This is a genomic window from Mucilaginibacter corticis, assembly GCF_007558865.1.
Classification (GTDB): domain Bacteria; phylum Bacteroidota; class Bacteroidia; order Sphingobacteriales; family Sphingobacteriaceae; genus Mucilaginibacter; species Mucilaginibacter corticis.
Window position 1 is genome coordinate 723,122 of record NZ_VLPK01000002.1, and the last position, 21,539, is coordinate 744,660.

Sequence of the window (21,539 nt, forward strand, 5' to 3'; positions counted from 1 at the left end):
TTTAACCTTTTGCTCTTCAGCTTTAATCTTTACTCAAAGTATTCCTTCATCCGTTCAAAGAAACTTTTCTCGTTCTTGCCCGGATTAGGTTTAAAGTTTGGCGAGTTCTGCAGCTTTTCTAACAAAGCGCGTTCTTCGTTACTCAAGGCCTTTGGTGTCCAGATATTGATATGGATCAGTTGGTCGCCGCGGTGATAAGAGTTAACCTCGGGCACACCTTTACCTTTTAAGCGCAATATTTTACCGCCCTGTGTTCCAGGATCTATCTTGATCTTAGCTTTACCATCAATAGTAGGTACTTCAACACTGGTACCTAAGGCTGCATCAATAAAGGTAATATGCAGATCAAAGATCACGTTGTTTCCATCACGTTTTAAAGTTTCGTGCGGAATTTCCTCTATCAGTATGATCAGGTCGCCCGGTACACCACCACGAGGGGCAGCATTACCTTTACCGCTCATGCTCAACTGCATACCTTCGCTTACGCCGGCAGGTACATTCAGGCTGATGGTTTCTTCGCCGCGTACAACACCGTCGCCATGGCAAACGCTACATTTTGATGTAATTACAGAGCCTTCACCATTACAGGTAGGGCAGGTGCTGGTAGTTTGCATCTGGCCCAAGATGGTGTTGGTTACACGCCTAACCGCACCCTGGCCACCACAGGTTTTACAAGTTTGGAAAGATGATTTATCCTTAGCACCTGTACCGTCGCAGGTTTTACAAAGTATTTGTTTGTTTACCTTTATTTTCTTCTCGGTACCGTTGGAGATTTCTTCGAGCGTTAAACGAACTTTAATGCGTAGGTTGCTGCCACGTGCTACACGACGGCCGCCATTTTGCCTGCCGCCTCCGCCACCAAAGAAACCTTCGAATGGGCTGCCACCGCCAAAAATATCGCCAAATTGACTAAATATGTCTTCCATATTCATACCGCCGCCACCATATCCGCCATTGGCAGATTGCGCGTTAGCCGCATGTCCAAACTGGTTATAACGCTGGCGTTTTTCAGGATTGCTTAAAACTTCGTAAGCTTCGGCAGCCTCCTTAAACATTTCTTCGGCTTCTTTATCACCCTCATTTTTGTCCGGGTGATATTTGATAGCCATTTTACGGTAGGCTTTCTTTATTTCATCCGCGTCTGCACCCCTTGAAACGCCCAATACGTCGTAATAATCTCTTTTTGACATAATTTTATTTCGGATATCGAATGTTCGATTTCGAATTTATTCTATTTACTATGTTATATTGTTTAGGTTTCAGGTACTTTTCAAATTCGAAATTGAAAATCCGAAATCCGATATTAATTTACGCTCCTACTATAACTTTAGCAAAGCGGATAACTTTATCATTAAGGTAATAACCTTTTTCCATTTCGTCAATCACCTTGCCCTTCATATCATCAGTAGGTGCAGGGATATTGGTTATAGCTTCGTGCAGGTCGGCATCAAAAGGCTGGCCTATAGACTCCATTGGTTTTAGGCCTTTCTGACCAAGAATATTGTTTAGTTTATTTTGTACCAATATAACGCCTTCTTTCACTGCCCTAACGTCAGTAGCGTTTTCCATCGATTTAACAGCACGTTCAAAGTCATCAATAACAGGAATAAGTGATACAATGACCTCTTTGCCAGCTTGCTGTAAAAGATCTACGCGTTCCTTAGTGGTACGGCGCCTAAAGTTGTCAAACTCGGCATAAAGGCGCAGGTACTTATCATTAGCTAATGATATTTCTTCTTTTAAAAGATCCTCTGCTGATTTTTCATCAATCGCACTTCCTGTCACTTCTTCAGTTTCAGTATCAATAGCATCATTTATAGCATCAGTATTTTCCACGTCTTCAATCTTTTTTTTCTTTAACATATCTTAAAATTCATAGATAATAGTGCTAATCAAGTACCTTGCCACGGCTTTAAAAGCGACAAGCTGACAGCGAAATTTATTTTTTAAGCAGTAATGGCATAACTGTCACAGCAGCACTGGCAGTAAGTATACGATTTTACGTTCTTTAAGGTTTGCTGTAACACAATGATTTATGCTATCTGGGCATCTTCTAAAACCTTACCGTTTTCGCATTTTATAATGCGCGAAGGGAAGGTGCGGATGATGTGGTAATCGTGTGTAGCAATGACCACTGCAGTGCCCGACTGGCTGATCTGTTTTAGTAATAAAACGATCTCTTCCGAAGTATCAGGGTCAAGGTTACCCGTAGGCTCGTCCGCAAGAATTATTTCAGGATCATTTAGCAATGCGCGGGCAATTACTACACGCTGTTGCTCGCCGCCTGACAGCTCATGCGGCATCTTTTTTAATTTGGAACGAAGGCCGACTTTTTCCAACACGTCTAAAGTTCGATCGGCAATTAGTTTAGGATCTGTCCAGCCGGTTGCGCGCATTACAAATTGCAGGTTTTGCTCAACGCTGCGGTCTGTCAATAACTGAAAATCCTGGAAAACTATCCCTAGTTTACGGCGCAGATAGGGGATATCTTTGTCGGCTATTTTGTCCAGATCATACCCGCAGGCATGGCCCGTGCCGATGTTTACGCCAAGATCGCCATAAATAATTTTTAACAAGCTACTTTTACCCGAACCGGTTTGGCCTATCAGCCATACAAAATCACCTTTATCAATATGCAGGTTAACATTTGATAATACCAGGTGCTTTTGTTGAAATATATCAACATTATTTAGCTTAATAATGGTGTTTCCTATCATTGTTTCTATAGTTCTAATTTCAGGATATGTCCAAAAGGCAGTTCTTTAACAACATTCATTATATATTCGGCTTTGTCTGTCAGACCTATTTTGTCTAATGATTTTTCAGGTCTGTCAACCCTAAAGTATGCCAGCAAAGTAAATTCATCATCCCTTAGCTGCACATAATCAGGTATTTTGGCAACGCCTTTAACTTTTATAATATACATTTTTAAATGGTTAAAGGCTAAAGTTAAAAGGTAAAAGGCGCGAATAGAACCTTTTACCTTTTACCTTTTACCTTTCAGCCTCAAATGTATGAAGATTTGTCAAGAAATCCATTGTATCTACACCATCGGCATAGTCCCATAATTGCGGGTGCTGGCTTTGGCCGAAATCAACTAACTGACTGTTTATATTTAATTGCGCGGTACTTACAACGCACTGTATGTTTTCGGCTTCGGTATTTATCAAATCTTCTACTGCTTTAATATCGTCGTAATAGCTGTAAAACAATACTGCCAGCGGCGACGTAAGACGTTCATCTTCCTTTAATATCAAAAAGTTGTTATCCAGGTGCTGTTCGCTGCCAACTAAAAATATCGACCGGTTGTAGCCATAATTGTTATTATACTTATTATGGTTGATAATATCTTTATAGGGTTCTATCGCTTCAAAAAATTTAGCCAGATCATACCCATTAGGGATCAATAATTTTGACACATTGCGACATCCTAAACCAAAGTAATTAAATATGTCATGGCCCAGGTTGTAAAGTTGATCTTTCGTTTCAGTGCCGGTAATTACAGCTACACTGTTACGGTTTTTACGGATGATATTTGGCACTTTGCCAAAGTAATATTCAAAATAGCGCGATGAATTATTGCTGCCGGTGGCTATAACAGCGTCAAAATCTACTAGTCGCTCTACAAAACTAAACTGGCCGGCAAACCGGTTATCAATTGTAACCAACTTTTCTAAAAAGTGTTTAATCAGCCTTGCATCCTGGGTAGATGCTTTGATCAACGCATGGTTGCCAGTTACCAAAACACAAAGTACATCATGAAACCCAACTAAGGGGATATTACCGGCCAATATCAGCCCAATCTTTTTTGGCGAAGCGTTTTTATCAAGATCATATTTACTAAGCCAGATAGTCAGATCAGCTTCATTAAGCATGCCGCCAATGGCTTTTACGGCGTTCTCTACACTTTCGGGAGTGAACCAGGCGTTGTAGATATGCTCGTTGTTTATGAGTTCAGTAAGGGCTTCGTCAGGGTTAGATAATTGTTCGCCCAGTTTTGAAAAGGCAAGTATTAATTCTTTTGTGTTGAATTTTGACATATATATGGTAGTAATCAAACTCTGAATTTCTTTTTTTGTTATATTTGCAAAACTTTGTTAATTGACAAAGGTAGTTGAGAATATAAGATTATTAAAAAATATGGCGATTATAATCACCGATGAATGTATTAATTGCGGAGCTTGCGAACCCGAGTGCCCGAATAATGCAATTTATGATGCAGGTGCAGCCTGGCGTTTCAGTGACGGAACAGGCCTGAAAGGTGTTATTGATTTTGGCGATGGCGTAACCTTAAATGCCGAAGAAACACAAGCTGCATTGTCTGACGATATATATTACATAGTTCCTGATAAGTGTACAGAGTGCGTTGGCTTTCATGACGAACCACAGTGCGCTGCGGTTTGCCCGGTTGATTGCTGTGTAGATGACGAAAACGTACGCGAGACCCGCGAAGAATTACTGGCCAAAAAAGACTGGTTACACATAAACGAGTAATAGTAACTAATTTATTACAAAAAGGGGCTGCATATATGTGTAGCCCCTTTTTTGTTGTTGAAACATTTAAAAGAAGTTAACGTACAAGAAACCTTAGCTACATATATATCTTATCTACTTATGGAATACGGGATTTGCAATTTAGCTGTTATACCTATGCGCGCTGAACCTAACGAGCGTAGTGAACAGGTATCCCAAGTGTTATTTGGCGAAGCTTTCGAAATATTGGAATGGAAAGAGGGTTGGGCCGAAATCCTTACCCTGCATGATCATTATAAGGGTTGGATAAGCCGTTTGCAATTTGTTATGCTGGGCCATATGGCATATCAGCAATTATTGCAGGAGCCGCCAAAGTTAACCTACAAAGCCATAACCCAAGCCTGGAAAATAAAAGATAACAGTGTTATATATCTGCCTGCCGGCAGCTCACTTTCGTTTTTAAATGGAACAACCTGCTATATTGATAAGGAAAAGTTTGAAATAATTGGGCAAATGGGTCAGAATGAAAGTATTGACCTGGTAGCTAAATCATTTATCAATACGCCTTATTTATGGGGTGGCCGCACGCATTTTGGTATTGATTGCTCGGGTTTTACACAAATGGTTTTTAAATTAAAGGGTATACAATTAAGGCGCGATGCAAGTTTACAGGCCCAGGATGGTAGGTTGATAGATTCGCTGAACGAGGCTCTTATAGGTGACCTTGCCTTTTTCGAAAATACCGACGGCAAAATTACACACGTCGGGATGCTATTTAACCGTGAGCATATTATCCACGCATCAGGAAAGGTAAAGATAGACCAGATAGACGAGAAGGGCATTTATTCGCAGGAACAGAACCGGTATACGCACAAACTGCATAGTATCCGCAGGATGTTTTAACCAAACTTTACATCCCAAAGAATCACTTTTTTATCATCACCGGCTGACAATAGTTGGTCGCCGCTCCATACCAGTTTGTTTATAGACAGGCGATGGGTATCATATCCTTTTTCGCGGCTGATGATCTTGTAAAGTTTAAAATCGTCTGATCCCCAGATCTTGATACTTTTATCCATACTGGCAGTGGCAAAGTAAGGCTGATCGGGATGGAAAACAATATGGTTTACGGCAAACAAATGTGCCGGAATGTTTTCTATTAATTCAAAAGTCGTGGTATCCCAGATCTTAACCTGTGCATCGCGCGAACCCGATACCAGGTAACTGCCATCCGGCGCATACTGAAGCGAGAAAACCGCCATAGAGTGGCCGGTTAACGTAGCCATTAACGTATAATCCTCAAGATCATAAACCCTGATCTCGTTGTCGCGGCAGCCAAAAGCCACCTGCTTTTCATCAGGCGAAATGCTAATACAGCGAATGGTATCTACAGAAACTTTTATGGTATGCACTAATTGCAAAGTCTCAAGGCTCCATACGGACACTGTGCCATCTTCTGATGCTACCAGCAACTCTTTCTTGCTGATGACCGATTTGATATCAAAAACAGGCTTTAGATGATGTTTTAAGGCCGATTGTAATTGCTGTTTAATAAAGTCGAAAACCATGACACCGCCGCTGCGCAGGCCTGTGAACATTAACGGGTAACCTTCAGGGCAGTGAATTGTATAAACCGATGCCGCAACCGGGAACATCACTTTAATAAAACTATTGGTTTTTAAGCTCCACTCAACCACGCCCTTATCATTACCCCCGGTAAACAAAATACCCGGCTTTTGCGAAGGTGTTAACGCAAATATGGGATTACTATGCCCGGTAAGTTCGGCTGTTTTGTGTACGGTGATCATGGGGGTAGTTGGCAGTTGGCTGTTGGCTGTTTGCAGTTAGGCTGTCAATGCCCACTGCAAACTGTGTATTGCAAACTTACTTATGTCTTTCTTCTAAATTTTTGGCGATGGTTTCAAGTGTTAATCCTTTTTCGCGCAGCAACACGATCAAATGGAACACCAGGTCGGATGCTTCATTGATTAGGTCGGTTTCCGTTTCGGCAAGAGCGGCTATTACTGTTTCAACCCCTTCTTCGCCAACTTTTTGTGCAATCTTATTTAAACCTTTTGTCCGTAATTTGTTTACGTACGATCCTTCCTGCGGATTTTCATACCTGTCGGCAACTATTTGCTCCAACTGCAGGATGAAATTTTGATTATATTCTGTTTTAAAACAAGTCCTGTCGCCGGTGTGGCAGGTAGGGCCATCTGCTTTAACTTTGATCAACAGCGTATCATTATCACAATCTAAATGAATACTTTTTACATGCAGAAAGTTGTTGCTGGTTTCGCCCTTTGTCCACAAACGTTGTTTTGAACGTGAGAAAAAAGTAACAATGTTTTCCTGTACCGTTTTATCATAAGCTTCCTGGTTCATGTAGCCCAGCATTAATACTTCAAGCGTTTGCTCGTCCTGTATCACTACCGGCACTAATCCGTCTGTTTTGCTAAAATCTATATTCATTTGTATTTTTATGCCGTCATTTCATGGTGTAGTAAAAATGACAGTTAGGTTTTATTAATTATCTTACTTCAATATCCCGTTCTCTTAAAATATCCTTAAGGTCAGGGATCAATATCTCGCCGTAATGAAACACTGATGCGGCTAAAGCGGCATCTACATTGGTTTTTTCAAATACGTCCACAAAATGCTGTACAGAACCTGCGCCGCCCGATGCAATTACCGGAATGTTTACCGCGTCGTTCACCTGTTTCAGCAAGCCGTTATCAAAGCCAGCCTTTGTGCCGTCGTGGTCCATTGATGTTAATAATATCTCACCCGCACCACGGCTTTCGGCTTCTATGATCCAGCTTAGCGTTTCTTTTTCTGTGGGGATACGCCCGCCATTTAAATGAACGATGTTTTTACCGTCATTAAAACGCGTGTCAACAGCAATTACTACAAACTGTACCCCAAATGCCTTGGCCAACTCATCTATTAAGGCAGGATTTCGCACCGCTGCCGAATTAATAGATATTTTATCCGCGCCTGCATTCAGCAAAGCGTCCGCATCGGCAATTTCATTAATTCCGCCGCCGATGGTGAACGGGATACTGATCTGCCTGGCCACAGACTTAACCAGCTCGACCATGGTTTTACGACGTTCGTGCGTTGCAGTGATATCCAGGAATACCAACTCATCTGCGCCTTGTCGCGAGTAATTCCAAGCCAATTCAACCGGATCGCCGGCATCGCGCAGATCAACAAAATTGACACCTTTAACAGTGCGCCCGTCTTTAACGTCAAGGCAGGGGATAATTCGCTTAGCAAGCCCCCCCCGCCCCCTAAAGGGGGTGCTGGTGAGTTCGCTTTTTATTGTACTCAAAATTTTTTCTAATTGATTTAAAATTTGTTCGTTTTTGAATCGTAAAAACTTGATGCCTTGGGATTCTAAATATTTTTGTCTTTCGACGTCATTAGCGACTATGTCCGGTATGTTATGGATTTCGCCGTCTAACTCTATGATTAATCTTTGTTTATGGCAATAAAAATCAGCTATATAAATCCCGATAGGATGTTGCCTTCTGAACTTTTTACCTAATTGGTTGTTTCTTAAATACTCCCACAATATTGTTTCGGCTTCAGTCATTCTATGTCTTAAGGCTTCAGCATTTCTAAAAATTAATGGGTCGGCGTTAAGAAACATTTTCTGTTTTCTCATTTGCGCTATTGTTCCCCCTTTAGGGGGTTAGGGGGCTTGAGTTATATCGACATTAAACTTTCCAAATTCCAATTCTTTACTTCGTCAATAGTAATATGGCCCTCATAAATAGCTTTGCCAACCACACACGATTCGATTTTATAATTGCTTAATTGTTCAATATCAGCCATTGAGCTTACGCCACCCGAAGCGATCAGTTTAATGAAAGGAGAGTGGTCAAGTAGTTTGGCATAAAGCTCAACACCTGCACCGCCTAATTTGCCGTCTTTATTGATATCAGTACACAGAAATCTGAAGAAACCTAACGACAAGCACCTGTCAACATAATCCATTAGCTTAATTGGCGAACTTTCCATCCAGCCTGAATATTTGATAACCTCATCCAATACATCAATAGCTATAACTACGTTGTGTGAGCATTTATCGCGGCCGCAGATGGCTTTGCTCAATTCGTCAAGAAACATGGGGTTTGTAATGGCCTGTGTGCCTACAATAACGCGGTGAACGCCTGCATCTATCAGTTCTTTAACTTTATCAATACTGCGGATACCGCCGCCGTATTGTACCTGCATGTCTGTTTTACGGATCACATCAAACAAATACTGTTGGTTAGAGAAATCGTTTTTTGCACCGTTAAGGTCTATGATATGGATAAGGTTGGTACCGTTTGACTGGTAACGCTCTATCATTTCTTCCAGTGTAACATCATATTCTGTTACCTGGCTGTAATCGCCTTCGCGCAGGCGGACAACCTTTTTATCTAATATATCAATTGCAGGGATAATATACATGTCTTTATAATTTTGAGAAATTTGTTAATAACGTTTCGCCATAAATGCCTGACTTTTCAGGGTGAAATTGAACACCATAAAAATTATCCTGCCAAATTGATGCCGAAAATTTAATACTGTAATCTGTTGCGGCTAAAGTATATGCATTGTTATACTCAATAAAGTATGAATGTACAAAGTAAAAATGTGAACCAACAGGAATATCTTTAAAAAGTGGATTTTCCTTTTCGGCATAAACCCTGTTCCAGCCGGTGTGCGGTACCTTATGGTCAGGACTGCTTGAAAACTTTAAAGTTTTTATGGGGAAGATGTTCAACAAGTCGGCATCGCCTTCTTCAGAATAAGCAGTAAGTAATTGCATGCCCACGCATATGCCCAGGGTTGGTTTCTGCAATGCCTTTATTGAGGGTACTAAGCCTGAATTGTTCAATTTATCCATGGCTGCCCCGGCATGGCCCACACCCGGAATAATATACCGATCAAACTGTGCCAGATCTGCCTCGGTATTTACCATGCCATAGGGGATACTCAACCGCTCTAAAGCCGCAGTGAGCGAGAATATGTTACCGGCGCCGTATCTTACTATTCCAATCATTTTATTTAGAATCAAGAGTCAATAATCAAGAATTAAGAGCCTAATTATATCCTGGCTCATGATTCTTGTTTCCTGACTCTATAACAAACCTTTAGTTGAAGGTAAAACCATATTGTTTACATCACGTTTTACAGCCATTTTTATTGCTTTGGCAAATACTTTAAATATAGCCTCAATTTTATGGTGCTCGTTTTGTCCTTCTGCCTTAATATTCAGGTTACATTTTGCAGCATCGCTGAATGATTTAAAGAAATGGTAGAACATTTCGGTTGGCACATCGCCAACTTTTTCGCGTTTAAAATCTGCATCCCAAACCAGCCAGTTACGGCCGCCAAAATCAATGGCAGCTTGCGCCAGGCAATCGTCCATCGGCAGGCAAAAGCCGTAACGTTCAATACCTTTTTTATTGCCAAGAGCGGCGGCAAACACCTCGCCTAAGGCGATGCCGGTATCTTCTATGGTATGATGCTCGTCGATATGCAGATCGCCTTTAGCATTGATCTCCAGATCAATACTGCCGTGCCTGGCAATCTGGTCAAGCATGTGGTCGAAAAAATGCAGCCCGGTTGATACTTTGGCTTCGCCGGTACCATCCAGGTTTATTTTAACGTAGATGTCTGTTTCTTTGGTAGTACGTTTGTTTTCAAAAACACGCTCACCTAGCTTTAAAAATTCGTAGATCTTTTTCCAGTCGGTTGTTTCAAGCGCGACAATGTCTTTTATATCCTCATCGTCTTTAAATTCAGCGCCGCCTAAGTTAGAACTGTTATTTAACCAAATAGACTTTGCGCCCAGGTTTTTGGCCAGCAATACATCATTCCGGCGGTCGCCAATGGTAAACGAGTTTTTAAGATCGTATTCAGTATCGAAGTATTGTGTCAATAATGCCGTGCCGGGTTTACGGGTAGGGGCATTGTCTTTTGGCCAGGTACGGTCAATGTAAACGGCCGAAAATTTTACGCCTTCATTTTCAAATGTTTTTAAAACGAAATTATGCACCGGCCAAAAAGTATCTTCGGGATAAGAAGTCGTACCTAAACCATCCTGGTTGGTAATCATTACCAGTTCATAATCAAGCTCGGTAGCTATTTTTGAAAGATAGGTCACAGCACCGGGGTAAAACTCCAGTTTTTCAAACGAGTCGATTTGCTCATCAGCCGGCTCTTTGATCATGGTGCCGTCGCGGTCGACAAAAAGTAGTTTCTGTAGCTTGCTCATTTAAAGTTTTTTAAAGTATCTATCAGTATTTCATTTTCGGCAGGCGTACCGACAGTTATGCGCAGGCTGCCTTCGCAAAGATCAATTTTTGAACGGTCGCGCACAATAATTCCTTTTTGCACCAGGAAATTGTAAATGCCTTTAGGATCGGTTGTTTTAACCAGTATAAAATTAGCGTCGCTCGGGTAAATATCCAGTACAAAATCAAGGTCTTTCAGGCTTAATACTAATTTATCACGTTGCGCTAAAGTTTCTTTAATCCAGTTGTTTACCTGTTCAACGTTAGCTAATGCTTTTAATGCCAATTGCTGCGATGATTCGTTGATGTTATAAGGCGGTTTTACTTTGTTCATCACCTCAATGATCTCTTCGCTGGCAAAAGCCATCCCTACACGTAAGCCTGCCAGTCCCCACGCTTTTGACAGTGTTTGCAGCACTACCAGGTTTGAGTATTCGGTCAGTTCCTGTATGAAAGTTTTTTGGCGGCTAAAATTGATGTAAGCTTCATCAACCACAACAATGCCGTCAAAATTATTCAGTAGCGTTTCTACATCGTCACGGTTGATAGAATTACCGGTAGGGTTGTTAGGCGAACAAATAAAGATCAGTTTGGTATTTTGATCAATTTCCTCGGCAATACCTTCTAAATTCAATTGGAATTCTTCGGTAAGTGATACCTTTTTAGTTTTTATATCATTGATATTTGCCGATACCTCATACATGCCATAAGTAGGCGGCACCAGGATCACATTATCCACACCCGGGTTACAAAAACTACGGAACAAGATGTCGATAGCCTCATCACTGCCGTTGCCTAAAAAGATATTGCGTACAGGTACACCTTTGATCTCGCTCAAACGTTTTTTAACGTTGTATTGCAGCGGGTCAGGATAGCGGTTATATGGTTCGTCCAATGGCGACCCGAAAGCGTTTTCATTAGCATCAAGGTACACACTGGCCTCGCCCTGGAACTCATCACGGGCAGATGAATAAGGGGTAAGGTTTTTTATATTTTCTCTGAGTATATTGTTTAAATTAAACATGGTCCTAAAAATCAAGTTGTCATGCTGAGGAACGAAGCATCTTGCCATGCAGACAAGTAAGGCGTATAAGATTCTTCGCTATGCTCAGAATGACAATTATTATAAAGTCTCTTTCATTCTCACACTTACCGCGTTTTTATGCGCGTGTAAGCCTTCCAATTCGGCCAAAATTTCTACTGATGGCCCTATGTTTTTTATGCCATCGGGCGAAATATGCTGAAAGGTTACCTTTTTAACAAATGAATCAACCGAAACCCCGGAATAGGCTCTTGCATAAGAACTTGTGGGCAGTGTATGATTTGTTCCTGACGCGTAATCGCCGGCACTTTCAGGTGTTAAATTGCCTAGGAAAACAGAGCCGGCATTGATGATCTTATCAGTGATCAGTTTCCAGTTTTCTGTTGCCAGTATCAGGTGTTCAGGCGCATACGCGTTGCTGAAATCCATTGCTTCCTCCAACGTATCGGTTACTACAATATATGAGTTTGCCAACGCCTGCCTTACAATTTCTGCACGGGGTAAAACGGCGGTTTGTTTTTCAACCTCTGCCAATGTCGCTTCGGCTATTTGTGCCGATGTGGTAACCAGGATAGATTGGCTGTCAATACCATGTTCGGCCTGTGCCAGCAAATCGGCGGCAATAAATTCAGGCTTTGCAGTTTCATCGGCTATCACCAATACTTCAGACGGGCCCGCAGGCATATCAATAGCTGTTGTAGTGGTTGATTGTACAATAGTTTTAGCCTTGGTTACAAACTGGTTGCCCGGGCCAAAGATCTTATCAACTTTACTAATAGTTTCAGTACCGTAGGCCATTGCAGCAATAGCCTGTGAGCCGCCTGCCATATAGATCTTATCGATGCCTAAAAGCAAAGCCACGTAAGCAATGAAAGCGTTTACCTTTCCGTTTTTTTGCGGTGGCGAGCAAACTACAATTTCATGGCAGCCTGCTATGCGGGCCGGTATCCCCAGCATTAAAAAAGTACTTGGCAAAACCGCTGTGCCGCCGGGAATATATAAGCCCACTTTTTCTATTGGCCTTAACTCGCGCCAGCAGCTTACGCCTGGCATTGTTTCTACCTTATCCTCGGTTTTAAGCTGGCTTTGGTGAAATTTATAGATGTTATTATAGGCGGTGTCTAAAGCTGCTTTTTGTTCAGGCAATACGGTTGATGCCATCTCTTCCAGCTCGGCTTTATCTAAATAAAGTTTGTCTAGCGTAACCTTATCAAACTTCTCGGCATAATCAAACAAAGCGCTGTCACCGTTTTGCTGAACGGTAGCCAGCACATCTTCAACAATTGTACGGATCTCATTCGCCGGGTCAACGTTACGTTGCACCAGTTTGGTGATATCGCTTTTGCTTAAGTCTGAATAATTGTATATCCTCATAATCCAGTTTGCAGTTTATAGTTTGCAGTTGGCCAGCTGCATTTACTGCAAACTGCCTGCTGCAAACTGCCCACTATAAAATTATTTTCTCAATCGGCATTACTACAATGCCCTGTGCACCGGCCTGTTTTAGCTGGCTTATACGGTCCCAGAAATCGCGCTCGGGGATTACGGTGTGTACTGCTACCCAACCTTCTTCTGCCAATGGCAAAACCGATGGGCTTTTTACGCCCGGCAGCAATTCCAAAACTCCCGGCAGGTTATCTTTTAGCACATTCAGTACCACGTATTTGGTTTCTTTAGCGCGCAGTACAGATTGAATGCGCTGCATCAACTCTTGCACCAGGTCATTACTTTCACTGCCTTTTGAGCCTATTAAAACAGCTTCAGAGGACATTACATCAGCAAATGGTTTTAACCCGTTGCTTTTTAAAGTTCCGCCGGTTGATACCAGGTCGCAAATTGCATCGCTTAAACCCAAACCCGGAGAGATCTCGACAGAGCCGGAAATAGTGCGGATATCCGCGTGTATATTTTGTTTTTGTAAAAACTTACCCAATATAACAGGGTAGGTGGTAGCTATTGATTTACCTTCAAGATGGGTAAGCTCTTTAATATCGCTGCTGTTGGTAATGGCTATTTTTAAATTGCACTTGCCAAAACCAAGGCGTTGCAGGTAGCTTACAGTTACTTCGGTTTCTTCGATCACGTTTTCGCCAACTATACCTAAGTCGGCGATACCATCCTGAACATATTCAGGGATATCGTCGTCACGCAGAAACAGGATCTCAAGCGGGAAGTTAGAAACGGGAGAGATAAGCGAGCTTTTGTAATTTTCAAAATTTAAGCCGCAATTTTTTAATAATTCAACGGATTTTTCGTTGAGCCGACCCGATTTCTGGATCGCTATTTTAAGTGTTTTCACTGATTGAATTTAAGAAACTATAATAAAAATTATAAACGGGGGTTGTTATTTCGCGTAGAAACATACATTATCTAATCACCACAACGTGGTGATGGTGCAGATGAAGATGATGTAGTTGGTTAAGTCCCATTTTTATTATATAGTAAAACTATAGATAAGCGATGCAAATATAGGCAGTTGTTTGTAAAAACAAAATTATATAAGTTTTTTAAAACATTATAGCCAATTAACACTCAAGACTGACTACAGACCACCCGCCACTGATCACTCACTACTGTCCATTGACACGCTCACCATTATATTCATAAACCGCGCCGTCCTTTAGGTTATAAAGCAAGTGCATTTTCTCAACTTTTTCAATATCATGTATATTGATCAGTTCTGCGTTATCAAGCGTTTTAAACCAGATGTAGTAGTAATGTTTAACGTTAAAAAACTTTTCTACATCTTTTTGAAAGAAGTGGTGCGGCACCAGTGTGGATGATATGCCTGTAAACAGATAAACGGCTTCGTCGGCATCAGAATATATGGGCACGCCGGGTTTGAAAATATGTTTATGTGTTTTTAAAAATTGTACAAACGGAGAGGTATTCCAGCTATCGTCCGAGTAGCCGGGAACGCCGTAATCCATTTCGTCATCATATCGGTCCATATCTACCTTTAATGTAAAATACTCAAACGCAAGCATCATTACTACAGCAACTCCTGACAGTACATATTTAGCCTTTGATTTAATGGTTTTCAGCACATCAGGCACCCAACTGGTACATGATATTAATAAAGGTATAAACATAGGCGACAACAGCCTGCTGTTTAGCCTTTCGAAACGCGAGAATGTTGCCAGCAAAATGATAAAGAGTCCATAAACTATGGTGAAAGCTATAATGATATTTTCATAGCTATTTATTTTACCGGTTAACGCTTTCCAGCCTAATAAACCAATAAGCGCAAACATAATAATAGCGGTAATCGGTATAGCGAAATGGTCTGCAAAATTGCCTATTGCACCCCAGTCGTTAAACACGGTGCCTGCGTAATACATGTTTTCGCCTAATGATGTTATTGATGGTTCGCGCGTGCCTGTGCTTAAGCCTGCGGTAAGGCGGTTATAGGCCAGGTTAGCTAATAACAAGGATATGGATAGCACACAAAACAGCGAAATGTGTTTTATTTTACGCTGGATGGTCAATTTATCATCCAGCAGTAACATCAAACCGCCGGTGCCTATTAAGGTAATACCGGCATAACGGGTAATACATGCCAAAGCCGCCACCAGGATCATCATGAGCAGCCTGAATGTGGTTTGCTTTTGAAGATAATGGTGGTAGGCCATTATAAATATCATTACCTCCAGTATAAACAAGGTTTCAGACCATAAAAAGCTGTAGATCTGAAGTAAGGCAGGGCTCAATATAATAGCAATCAGAATGAGCCATTTATAAATAATAGAATGGGTAATGAATTTAGACAGCATCCAGCCGGTCACCAATATCACCGTAGCGAACAAACACGAATTTATAACACCGCCTGCTGTAAACGGATCGACCCCTGTAATAAACTGTATAACAGCTAAAAACGTAGGGTAAAACACCGGGAAAAAAACCAGCGGCGTTTTATTGAATGTCATGATAGAAAAGTGTGCCTGGATATTATTGGCCGTACTGGCATACATGATCGAATCTGGAGAGATACCTACACCGCTATATTTGGTAAACAGGTGAATGGCGTAAAAACCAATTGCTGCAGCTATTATCGTATCTAAATGTTTAAGGTATCGGGATGCCGGCATATTATTAAATATTACTACTTAATTATTATAATATTCATAACTATAGACAGCAGGAAATACTTGATATTTTCCGCTATCTATAAAAAAAACTTTGTACTCGTAACTCGTTAACGTCGATATTGTTTTGAATTAATCGATCAAATCCAGTACAGTACTTATAGGCTGGTCGCTGTCAATCAATATGCCTTTTACGCCAGCGGCTGTACCTGCTTCAACATCGCGTTCCCTGTCGCCAATAAAATAAGACTTTGACGGATCAAGATCATATTTCTCTATTCCCTGTAATAATAAGCCCGGTTTAGGTTTGCGGCAATCGCAATCGCCGGTAAAATTTGGGTGATGCGGGCAGTAAAAAAAATCGGTTATTTCTACGCCGTGTTCCTGATAGGTTTCTTTGAGCAGGCTGTGCATTTTTGCTAGTTCTGCTTCAGTATACCAGCCTTTGGCTAATCCGCCCTGGTTGGTAGCCACTAAAAGCAGGTAACCTTTATCCTGCAAGGCTTTTAAAGCCTCAAAATTATCAAGGATGTGAAAATCCTCTATCCGGGTAACATAATCGCCCATTTCACGGTTCAATACACCGTCGCGATCTAAAAAAACAGCTTTATTTTTTGCAGACATTAATTATAAATTTCGGCTAAATTACAAAATGAAATTTTAACAGCTTAAAAAGGGAATTAAGCGCAAAAAAATAATAGGGAGTATCATAAGTTTATTTTGTGATATTTTAACAAAACTCAAATAATACATCAAATAAAATAATACGCTTAATAAAGACAATATTCCATTAATGTAAGAATGCTATTTAGAATAATTCAAAATAAAATAGCGCAGAAAATCACTTAAGCCTAATTACATTTTGTTATAAAATGGGCGGTGAAATTGAATTTTGTATATCGATGCATTAATTGCAATAAAAAACTGTATATGATATAGGTCATTGATTTTGCGAAAATTTAATTGAAATTGCTCGAATTTTATTAAATTCAAAATTAATATAAGCAATATCTGTAACTTTTTAATATAATCCCAAAAATTTATAATTATATCGCAAAAAAACTTTAGATTTTGTAATTTCGTGGTTACAACATTTATAAACCCGTTTGTAATAGCGATGGATCAGAACGAAAGCACACAACAGGGTCTTTACAGGCCGGAATTTGAACATGACTCTTGCGGAACAGGTTTTATTACCAATATTGATGGTCATAAAACCTACCAGATAATTGATGATGCCTTAACCATGTTAGAAAACATGGAGCACCGTGGGGCCTGCGGTTGCGACCCGGATTCGGGTGATGGTGCAGGTATTTTAATACAAATACCGCACGAATTTTTAATGGAAGAATGCTCTAACCTGGAGATCAGCCTGCCTGAGCCGGGAGAGTATGGTGTAGGGATGATCTTCCTGCCTAAAGAATCTCCGCTTAAAAAAGCTTGCCGCATGGCAATCGATAATGCCATTGAAAAATTAGGCTTGCACAAGCTGGGATATCGTAAGCTTACAGTTAACAGCTCGGTAATTGGTGAAACAGCGCGCAGCGCCGAACCGGATGTCGAGCAATTATTTATTGCCCGCCCGCAGTACATTACTAACGATGAAGATTTTGAACGTAAATTATACGTATTAAGAAGGTATATTAATAAAACCATTACAGAAACCATCCCCGGTGCACGTAATGATTTTTACTTTACTTCTTTATCATGTAAAGTTATTATATATAAAGGCCAATTAACTACTTACCAGGTACGCCAGTACTATACAGATCTGAATGATCCGCGTATGGCTTCGGGTATGGCCGTTATTCACTCACGTTTCTCAACCAATACGTTCCCGTCATGGAAACTGGCACAGCCTTTCCGTATGATAGCGCATAATGGTGAGATCAATACCCTTACCGGTAACTTAAACTGGTTCTATTCGGGCTTGAAATCATACGCGTCGGCATATTTTACTGCCGAAGAAATGGAGATGTTACTGCCTGTAGTAGATAACAACCAGTCTGACTCTGCCTGCCTTGATAATATTATAGAGATATTACAACACACCGGCCGTTCATTACCGCATGTAATGATGATGCTGATCCCTGAAGCATGGGACGGCAACGAGCAAATGGATCCGGTTAAAAAGGCATTCTATGAATTCCATGCTACTTTAATGGAGCCATGGGATGGCCCTGCTGCCGTTAGCTTTACCAATGGTAAACTGGTAGGTGCCGTGTTAGACAGAAATGGTTTACGCCCGTTACGTTATACTATAACTAATGACGGTCGTGTTATCGCCGCTTCTGAAACCGGTGTTTTAAAAATTGACGAATCAACTGTTGTAAGCAAAGGTCGTTTACAGCCGGGTAAAATGTTATTGATTGATACCGAACACGGTGTGATCATTACCGACGAAGAAATTAAACAACAGGTAGCCTCTCGTCAGCCTTACGATCGTTGGCTCGAGAACTACAAAATAAAACTGGAAGACCTGGCGCAGCCACGTTTAGCTTTCGCTAACTTGAGCCCAGATTCGGTTTACCGCTACCAGCAGGTATTTGGCTACAGCCGTGAGGATATCGATACCATTATCAAGCCAATGGCTTTGGATGGTAAAGAGCCTATCGGTTCAATGGGTACAGACGTGCCTTTGGCTATCCTGTCAGACAAGCCACAGCATTTATCAAGCTACTTTAAGCAATTCTTTGCCCAGGTTACCAACCCGCCTATCGACCCGATACGTGAGCGTATGGTAATGAGCCTGGCTACCTTTATTGGTAACAACGGTAACCTGCTTGATGAGGATAAAATGCATTGCCATTGCGTAACGCTTAAACATCCTATCCTTAAAAACCATCAGTTAGAAAAACTGCGCAGTATTGATACCGGCATGTTCCATGCTAAAACGCTGCAAACATATTTCAATGCCGACGGTAACCCCGGTTCATTACAAAAAGGTATAGAACGGATCTGCCGTTATGCAGAAGACGCGGTAGCGGATGGTTTTGAAGTATTGATCCTGTCCGACCGTGCATTGGATTCAGAACACGCGCCGATACCTTCATTATTGGCAGTATCAGCCGTGCATCACCACCTGATCAAAAAAGGATTACGTGGCGCGGTAGGTATTGTTGCCGAAGCAGGCGACGTTTGGGAAGTACATCATTTTGCCTGTTTACTGGCGTTTGGTGCTACCGCTATTAATCCATACCTGGCGCAAGCTACTATTGAAACTTTAAAAGACAGCGGCGCGCTTGACACAACGCTTGATATAAAATACCTGTTAAAGAACTATGTAAAATCTGTGAATGATGGCTTGTTGAAGATCTTCTCAAAAATGGGTATCTCAACTTTACAGTCATACCATGGATCACAGGTGTTCGAAATTCTAGGTCTTAACAAAGCTGTAGTTGAAAAATATTTCTGCGGCGCGGTAACCCGTATAGGTGGTTTAGGCTTAGACGAGATTGCCCGTGAAGCGCTTTGCAAGCATAAATTTGGTTTTGACGTAAAAAGCGAAGACCATTTATTGCCCGAAGGCGGTATCTATCAATGGAAACGCCGTGGCGAAGAGCACTTGTTTAATCCAACAACCATTCACTTATTACAACACGCTACCCGTAGTAACGATTATAACATTTATAAAAACTACGCTAAAGCTATTAATGAGCAAAGCGAGAAACATTATACCATCCGTGGTTTGTTAGACTTTGCGCATCACCGTGAGGCTATCTCTATTGACGAGGTTGAACCTGCAGAAAACATCATGAAGCGCTTTGCTACAGGTGCAATGTCATTCGGTTCGATATCGCATGAGGCTCATAGCACTATGGCTATCGCCATGAACCGTATTGGCGGCCGCAGTAATACCGGCGAGGGTGGTGAAGACGAGATCCGTTATACACCATTAGCAAACGGCGATTCTATGCGTTCGTCTATCAAACAAGTGGCATCAGGCCGTTTTGGGGTGACCTCAAATTACCTGACCAATGCAGACGAGTTGCAAATTAAAATGGCGCAAGGTGCAAAACCGGGCGAGGGTGGACAGCTACCGGGCCACAAAGTTGACGACTGGATCGCTAAGACCCGTCACTCAACTCCGGGTGTTGGTTTGATCTCTCCGCCGCCGCACCATGATATTTATTCTATCGAGGATCTGGCACAGCTGATCTTCGACCTTAAAAATGCTAACCGCCAGGCGCGTATTAACGTTAAGTTGGTATCAAAGGCCGGTGTAGGTACTATCGCGGCAGGTGTTGCCAAAGCACATGCCGATGTGATCCTGATCGCAGGTTATGACGGTGGTACAGGTGCATCGCCAATTAGCTCAATTAAACATGCAGGCCTACCATGGGAACTTGGTTTAGCCGAAGCACATCAGACACTGGTACGCAATAAACTGCGCAGCCGCGTGGTGTTACAAACAGATGGTCAGTTAAAAACCGGTCGTGACCTTGCCATAGCAGCCCTGATGGGTGCCGAGGAGTGGGGTGTGGCTACAGCAGCCCTAGTTGCAGGCGGTTGTATCATGATGCGTAAATGCCATCTGAATACCTGCCCTGTTGGTGTTGCTACCCAGGATCCTGAATTGAGGAAACTATTCTCTGGTAAACCTGAGCATATCGTTAACCTGTTCAGGTTCCTTGCCGAAGAGCTTCGCGAGATCATGGCCGAATTAGGTTTCCGTACCGTTAATGAAATGGTTGGCCGCGTTCAGTTTCTGAAAGTAAAAGATAACGTGAAGAGCTGGAAAGCTAAAAAAGTTGATCTTTCAGGCATACTGCACCCTGTAAATAATGCCAAAGACATGACGCTGTACAACAGCGAAAAACAAGATCATGGCATGGACGCTATTATCGACTGGAAATTATGGGAAGACGCGAAACCTGCATTGGCTGATAAAACTCCGGTATTTGGTACTTATGATGTGATTAACACCGACCGTACCATTGGCGCGCTGTTATCAAACGAGATATCAAAAATTTATGGATCTGCTGGATTACCTGACAATACCATTAACTACAAATTTAAAGGCTCTGCCGGCCAAAGCTTTGGTGCATTTGCAGCCAAAGGTGTTTCTTTCGAACTGGAAGGCGAGGGTAATGATTATGTAGGTAAAGGTTTATCAGGAGCGCAACTGGCTGTTTACCCGGCTACCGAAGCAACTTTCGTGGCAGAGGATAACATCATCATCGGTAACGTTGCCTTGTATGGCGCAACCTCTGGTGAGTTGTTTATCAGCGGTATGGCCGGTGAGCGTTTCGCGGTGCGTAACTCGGGCGCTACTACAGTTGTTGAAGGTATCGGCGACCATGGTTGTGAGTATATGACAGGTGGCCGTGCGTTAATATTAGGTAAAACCGGGCGTAACTTTGCCGCAGGTATGAGCGGTGGTATTGCCTGGGTCTATGATGTTGACGGTACCTTCGACGAAAACTGCAACAAAGAGATGGTTGACCTTGACCCGCTTTCTGCTAAGGACGAAGAAGAAATTTTAACCTTGTTACGTAAGCACATCAGCTTAACCAAAAGCAAGCTGGCTCAAAACATCGTTAAAAACTGGAATGAGGCATCAACCAAATTCATCAAGGTATTCCCTCGTGAGTACAAAAAAGTATTGGAAAAATTAGAGTATCAAACTATCAGCAAATAATATAG

19 protein-coding genes are annotated in these 21,539 nt (G+C 41.8%); 3 read left to right on the forward strand and 16 right to left on the reverse strand.

Annotation, left to right across the window (positions count from 1 at the left end; translation table 11 throughout):
• Nucleotides 1–29: 29 nt before the first annotated feature.
• The 5 genes from dnaJ to FO440_RS13780 form a co-directional block, all read right to left on the reverse strand.
• Nucleotides 30–1,190, reverse strand: a complete 1,161-nt coding sequence (gene dnaJ, locus FO440_RS13760) for a molecular chaperone DnaJ (RefSeq protein WP_144248839.1) — start codon at nucleotides 1,188–1,190, stop codon at nucleotides 30–32.
• A gap of 118 nt (nucleotides 1,191–1,308) precedes the next feature.
• The gene (locus tag FO440_RS13765; RefSeq protein WP_144248840.1) at nucleotides 1,309–1,863 is read right to left on the reverse strand and encodes a nucleotide exchange factor GrpE; all 555 of its coding nucleotides are present in this window, start codon (nucleotides 1,861–1,863) and stop codon (nucleotides 1,309–1,311) included.
• 170 nt (nucleotides 1,864–2,033) lie between these two features.
• Nucleotides 2,034–2,717: a cell division ATP-binding protein FtsE gene (locus FO440_RS13770; RefSeq protein ID WP_144248841.1), complete on the reverse strand. Its 684-nt coding sequence runs from the start codon at nucleotides 2,715–2,717 to the stop codon at nucleotides 2,034–2,036.
• Nucleotides 2,718–2,722: 5 nt separating this feature from the next.
• Complete coding sequence (locus FO440_RS13775) at nucleotides 2,723–2,926, reverse strand: fructose-6-phosphate aldolase (protein WP_144248842.1); 204 nt, start codon at nucleotides 2,924–2,926, stop codon at nucleotides 2,723–2,725.
• A 67-nt stretch (nucleotides 2,927–2,993) separates the two neighbouring features.
• Nucleotides 2,994–4,040 carry an acyl-CoA reductase gene (locus FO440_RS13780; RefSeq protein ID WP_144248843.1) on the reverse strand — a complete coding sequence of 349 codons (1,047 nt, stop codon included), beginning with the start codon at nucleotides 4,038–4,040 and terminating at the stop codon, nucleotides 2,994–2,996.
• A 100-nt stretch (nucleotides 4,041–4,140) separates the two neighbouring features.
• On the opposite strand from FO440_RS13780, the gene FO440_RS13785 reads away from it, so the two are divergent.
• Nucleotides 4,141–4,494: a 4Fe-4S dicluster domain-containing protein gene (locus FO440_RS13785; protein ID WP_144248844.1), complete on the forward strand. Its 354-nt coding sequence runs from the start codon at nucleotides 4,141–4,143 to the stop codon at nucleotides 4,492–4,494.
• A gap of 156 nt (nucleotides 4,495–4,650) precedes the next feature.
• Entirely contained in the window at nucleotides 4,651–5,376 is a 726-nt protein-coding gene (locus FO440_RS13790; protein ID WP_186292668.1) for a C40 family peptidase, read from the forward strand.
• Here the strand turns inward: FO440_RS13790 and FO440_RS13795 are convergent.
• The 11 genes from FO440_RS13795 to FO440_RS13845 all read right to left on the reverse strand — a co-directional run bounded on the left by FO440_RS13795 (nucleotide 5,373) and on the right by FO440_RS13845 (nucleotide 16,517).
• Nucleotides 5,373–6,281, reverse strand: coding sequence for a WD40 repeat domain-containing protein (locus FO440_RS13795; protein ID WP_144248846.1), 909 nt, complete (start codon nucleotides 6,279–6,281; stop codon nucleotides 5,373–5,375). The genes FO440_RS13790 and FO440_RS13795 overlap by 4 nt on opposite strands.
• A gap of 76 nt (nucleotides 6,282–6,357) precedes the next feature.
• The gene (gene hisIE / locus FO440_RS13800) at nucleotides 6,358–6,945 is read right to left on the reverse strand and encodes a bifunctional phosphoribosyl-AMP cyclohydrolase/phosphoribosyl-ATP diphosphatase HisIE (RefSeq protein WP_144248847.1); all 588 of its coding nucleotides are present in this window, start codon (nucleotides 6,943–6,945) and stop codon (nucleotides 6,358–6,360) included.
• Between the two features lie 58 nt (nucleotides 6,946–7,003).
• Nucleotides 7,004–8,143: an imidazole glycerol phosphate synthase subunit HisF gene (hisF, locus tag FO440_RS13805; protein ID WP_317129803.1), complete on the reverse strand. Its 1,140-nt coding sequence runs from the start codon at nucleotides 8,141–8,143 to the stop codon at nucleotides 7,004–7,006.
• A gap of 41 nt (nucleotides 8,144–8,184) precedes the next feature.
• Nucleotides 8,185–8,934, reverse strand: coding sequence for a 1-(5-phosphoribosyl)-5-[(5-phosphoribosylamino)methylideneamino]imidazole-4-carboxamide isomerase (locus tag FO440_RS13810; RefSeq protein WP_144248848.1), 750 nt, complete (start codon nucleotides 8,932–8,934; stop codon nucleotides 8,185–8,187).
• Nucleotides 8,935–8,938: 4 nt separating this feature from the next.
• On the reverse strand, nucleotides 8,939–9,529 hold the full coding sequence (gene hisH, locus FO440_RS13815) for an imidazole glycerol phosphate synthase subunit HisH (protein ID WP_144248849.1): 591 nt from the start codon (nucleotides 9,527–9,529) through the stop codon (nucleotides 8,939–8,941).
• Between the two features lie 78 nt (nucleotides 9,530–9,607).
• Nucleotides 9,608–10,747: a bifunctional histidinol-phosphatase/imidazoleglycerol-phosphate dehydratase HisB gene (gene hisB, locus FO440_RS13820; protein WP_144248850.1), complete on the reverse strand. Its 1,140-nt coding sequence runs from the start codon at nucleotides 10,745–10,747 to the stop codon at nucleotides 9,608–9,610.
• Nucleotides 10,744–11,790: a histidinol-phosphate transaminase gene (gene hisC, locus FO440_RS13825; protein ID WP_144248851.1), complete on the reverse strand. Its 1,047-nt coding sequence runs from the start codon at nucleotides 11,788–11,790 to the stop codon at nucleotides 10,744–10,746. Before hisC ends, hisB begins: the two co-directional genes overlap by 4 nt.
• Nucleotides 11,791–11,889: 99 nt before the next feature.
• Entirely contained in the window at nucleotides 11,890–13,182 is a 1,293-nt protein-coding gene (gene hisD, locus FO440_RS13830) for a histidinol dehydrogenase (RefSeq protein ID WP_186292669.1), read from the reverse strand.
• Nucleotides 13,183–13,255: 73 nt separating this feature from the next.
• Complete coding sequence (hisG, locus tag FO440_RS13835; protein WP_144248853.1) at nucleotides 13,256–14,107, reverse strand: ATP phosphoribosyltransferase; 852 nt, start codon at nucleotides 14,105–14,107, stop codon at nucleotides 13,256–13,258.
• A gap of 271 nt (nucleotides 14,108–14,378) precedes the next feature.
• Entirely contained in the window at nucleotides 14,379–15,896 is a 1,518-nt protein-coding gene (locus tag FO440_RS13840) for a hypothetical protein (protein ID WP_144248854.1), read from the reverse strand.
• A gap of 129 nt (nucleotides 15,897–16,025) precedes the next feature.
• The gene (locus tag FO440_RS13845; protein ID WP_144248855.1) at nucleotides 16,026–16,517 is read right to left on the reverse strand and encodes a D-glycero-alpha-D-manno-heptose-1,7-bisphosphate 7-phosphatase; all 492 of its coding nucleotides are present in this window, start codon (nucleotides 16,515–16,517) and stop codon (nucleotides 16,026–16,028) included.
• Nucleotides 16,518–17,010: 493 nt separating this feature from the next.
• On the opposite strand from FO440_RS13845, the gene gltB reads away from it, so the two are divergent.
• Nucleotides 17,011–21,534, forward strand: a complete 4,524-nt coding sequence (gene gltB, locus FO440_RS13850) for a glutamate synthase large subunit (protein WP_144248856.1) — start codon at nucleotides 17,011–17,013, stop codon at nucleotides 21,532–21,534.
• The last annotated feature ends 5 nt before the right edge of the window (nucleotides 21,535–21,539 follow it).

Bases quoted from the DNA above. Each gene is read 5' to 3' on its own strand.
- FO440_RS13780 (WP_144248843.1), bottom strand. From the start codon at position 4,040: ATGTCAAAATTCAACACAAAAGAATTAATACTTGCCTTTTCAAAACTG.
- FO440_RS13775 (WP_144248842.1), bottom strand. From the start codon at position 2,926: ATGTATATTATAAAAGTTAAAGGCGTTGCCAAAATACCTGATTATGTG.
- FO440_RS13810 (WP_144248848.1), bottom strand. From the start codon at position 8,934: ATGTATATTATCCCTGCAATTGATATATTAGATAAAAAGGTTGTCCGC.
- FO440_RS13790 (WP_186292668.1), top strand. From the start codon at position 4,651: ATGCGCGCTGAACCTAACGAGCGTAGTGAACAGGTATCCCAAGTGTTA.
- FO440_RS13765 (WP_144248840.1), bottom strand. From the start codon at position 1,863: ATGTTAAAGAAAAAAAAGATTGAAGACGTGGAAAATACTGATGCTATA.
- FO440_RS13795 (WP_144248846.1), bottom strand. From the start codon at position 6,281: ATGATCACCGTACACAAAACAGCCGAACTTACCGGGCATAGTAATCCC.
- hisH (WP_144248849.1), bottom strand. From the start codon at position 9,529: ATGATTGGAATAGTAAGATACGGCGCCGGTAACATATTCTCGCTCACT.
- hisD (WP_186292669.1), bottom strand. From the start codon at position 13,182: ATGAGGATATACAATTATTCAGACTTAAGCAAAAGCGATATCACCAAA.
- hisIE (WP_144248847.1), bottom strand. From the start codon at position 6,945: ATGAATATAGATTTTAGCAAAACAGACGGATTAGTGCCGGTAGTGATA.
- FO440_RS13770 (WP_144248841.1), bottom strand. From the start codon at position 2,717: ATGATAGGAAACACCATTATTAAGCTAAATAATGTTGATATATTTCAA.
- gltB (WP_144248856.1), top strand. From the start codon at position 17,011: ATGGATCAGAACGAAAGCACACAACAGGGTCTTTACAGGCCGGAATTT.
- hisF (WP_317129803.1), bottom strand. From the start codon at position 8,143: ATGAGAAAACAGAAAATGTTTCTTAACGCCGACCCATTAATTTTTAGA.
- FO440_RS13845 (WP_144248855.1), bottom strand. From the start codon at position 16,517: ATGTCTGCAAAAAATAAAGCTGTTTTTTTAGATCGCGACGGTGTATTG.
- hisC (WP_144248851.1), bottom strand. From the start codon at position 11,790: ATGTTTAATTTAAACAATATACTCAGAGAAAATATAAAAAACCTTACC.
- FO440_RS13785 (WP_144248844.1), top strand. From the start codon at position 4,141: ATGGCGATTATAATCACCGATGAATGTATTAATTGCGGAGCTTGCGAA.
- hisB (WP_144248850.1), bottom strand. From the start codon at position 10,747: ATGAGCAAGCTACAGAAACTACTTTTTGTCGACCGCGACGGCACCATG.
- FO440_RS13840 (WP_144248854.1), bottom strand. From the start codon at position 15,896: ATGCCGGCATCCCGATACCTTAAACATTTAGATACGATAATAGCTGCA.
- dnaJ (WP_144248839.1), bottom strand. From the start codon at position 1,190: ATGTCAAAAAGAGATTATTACGACGTATTGGGCGTTTCAAGGGGTGCA.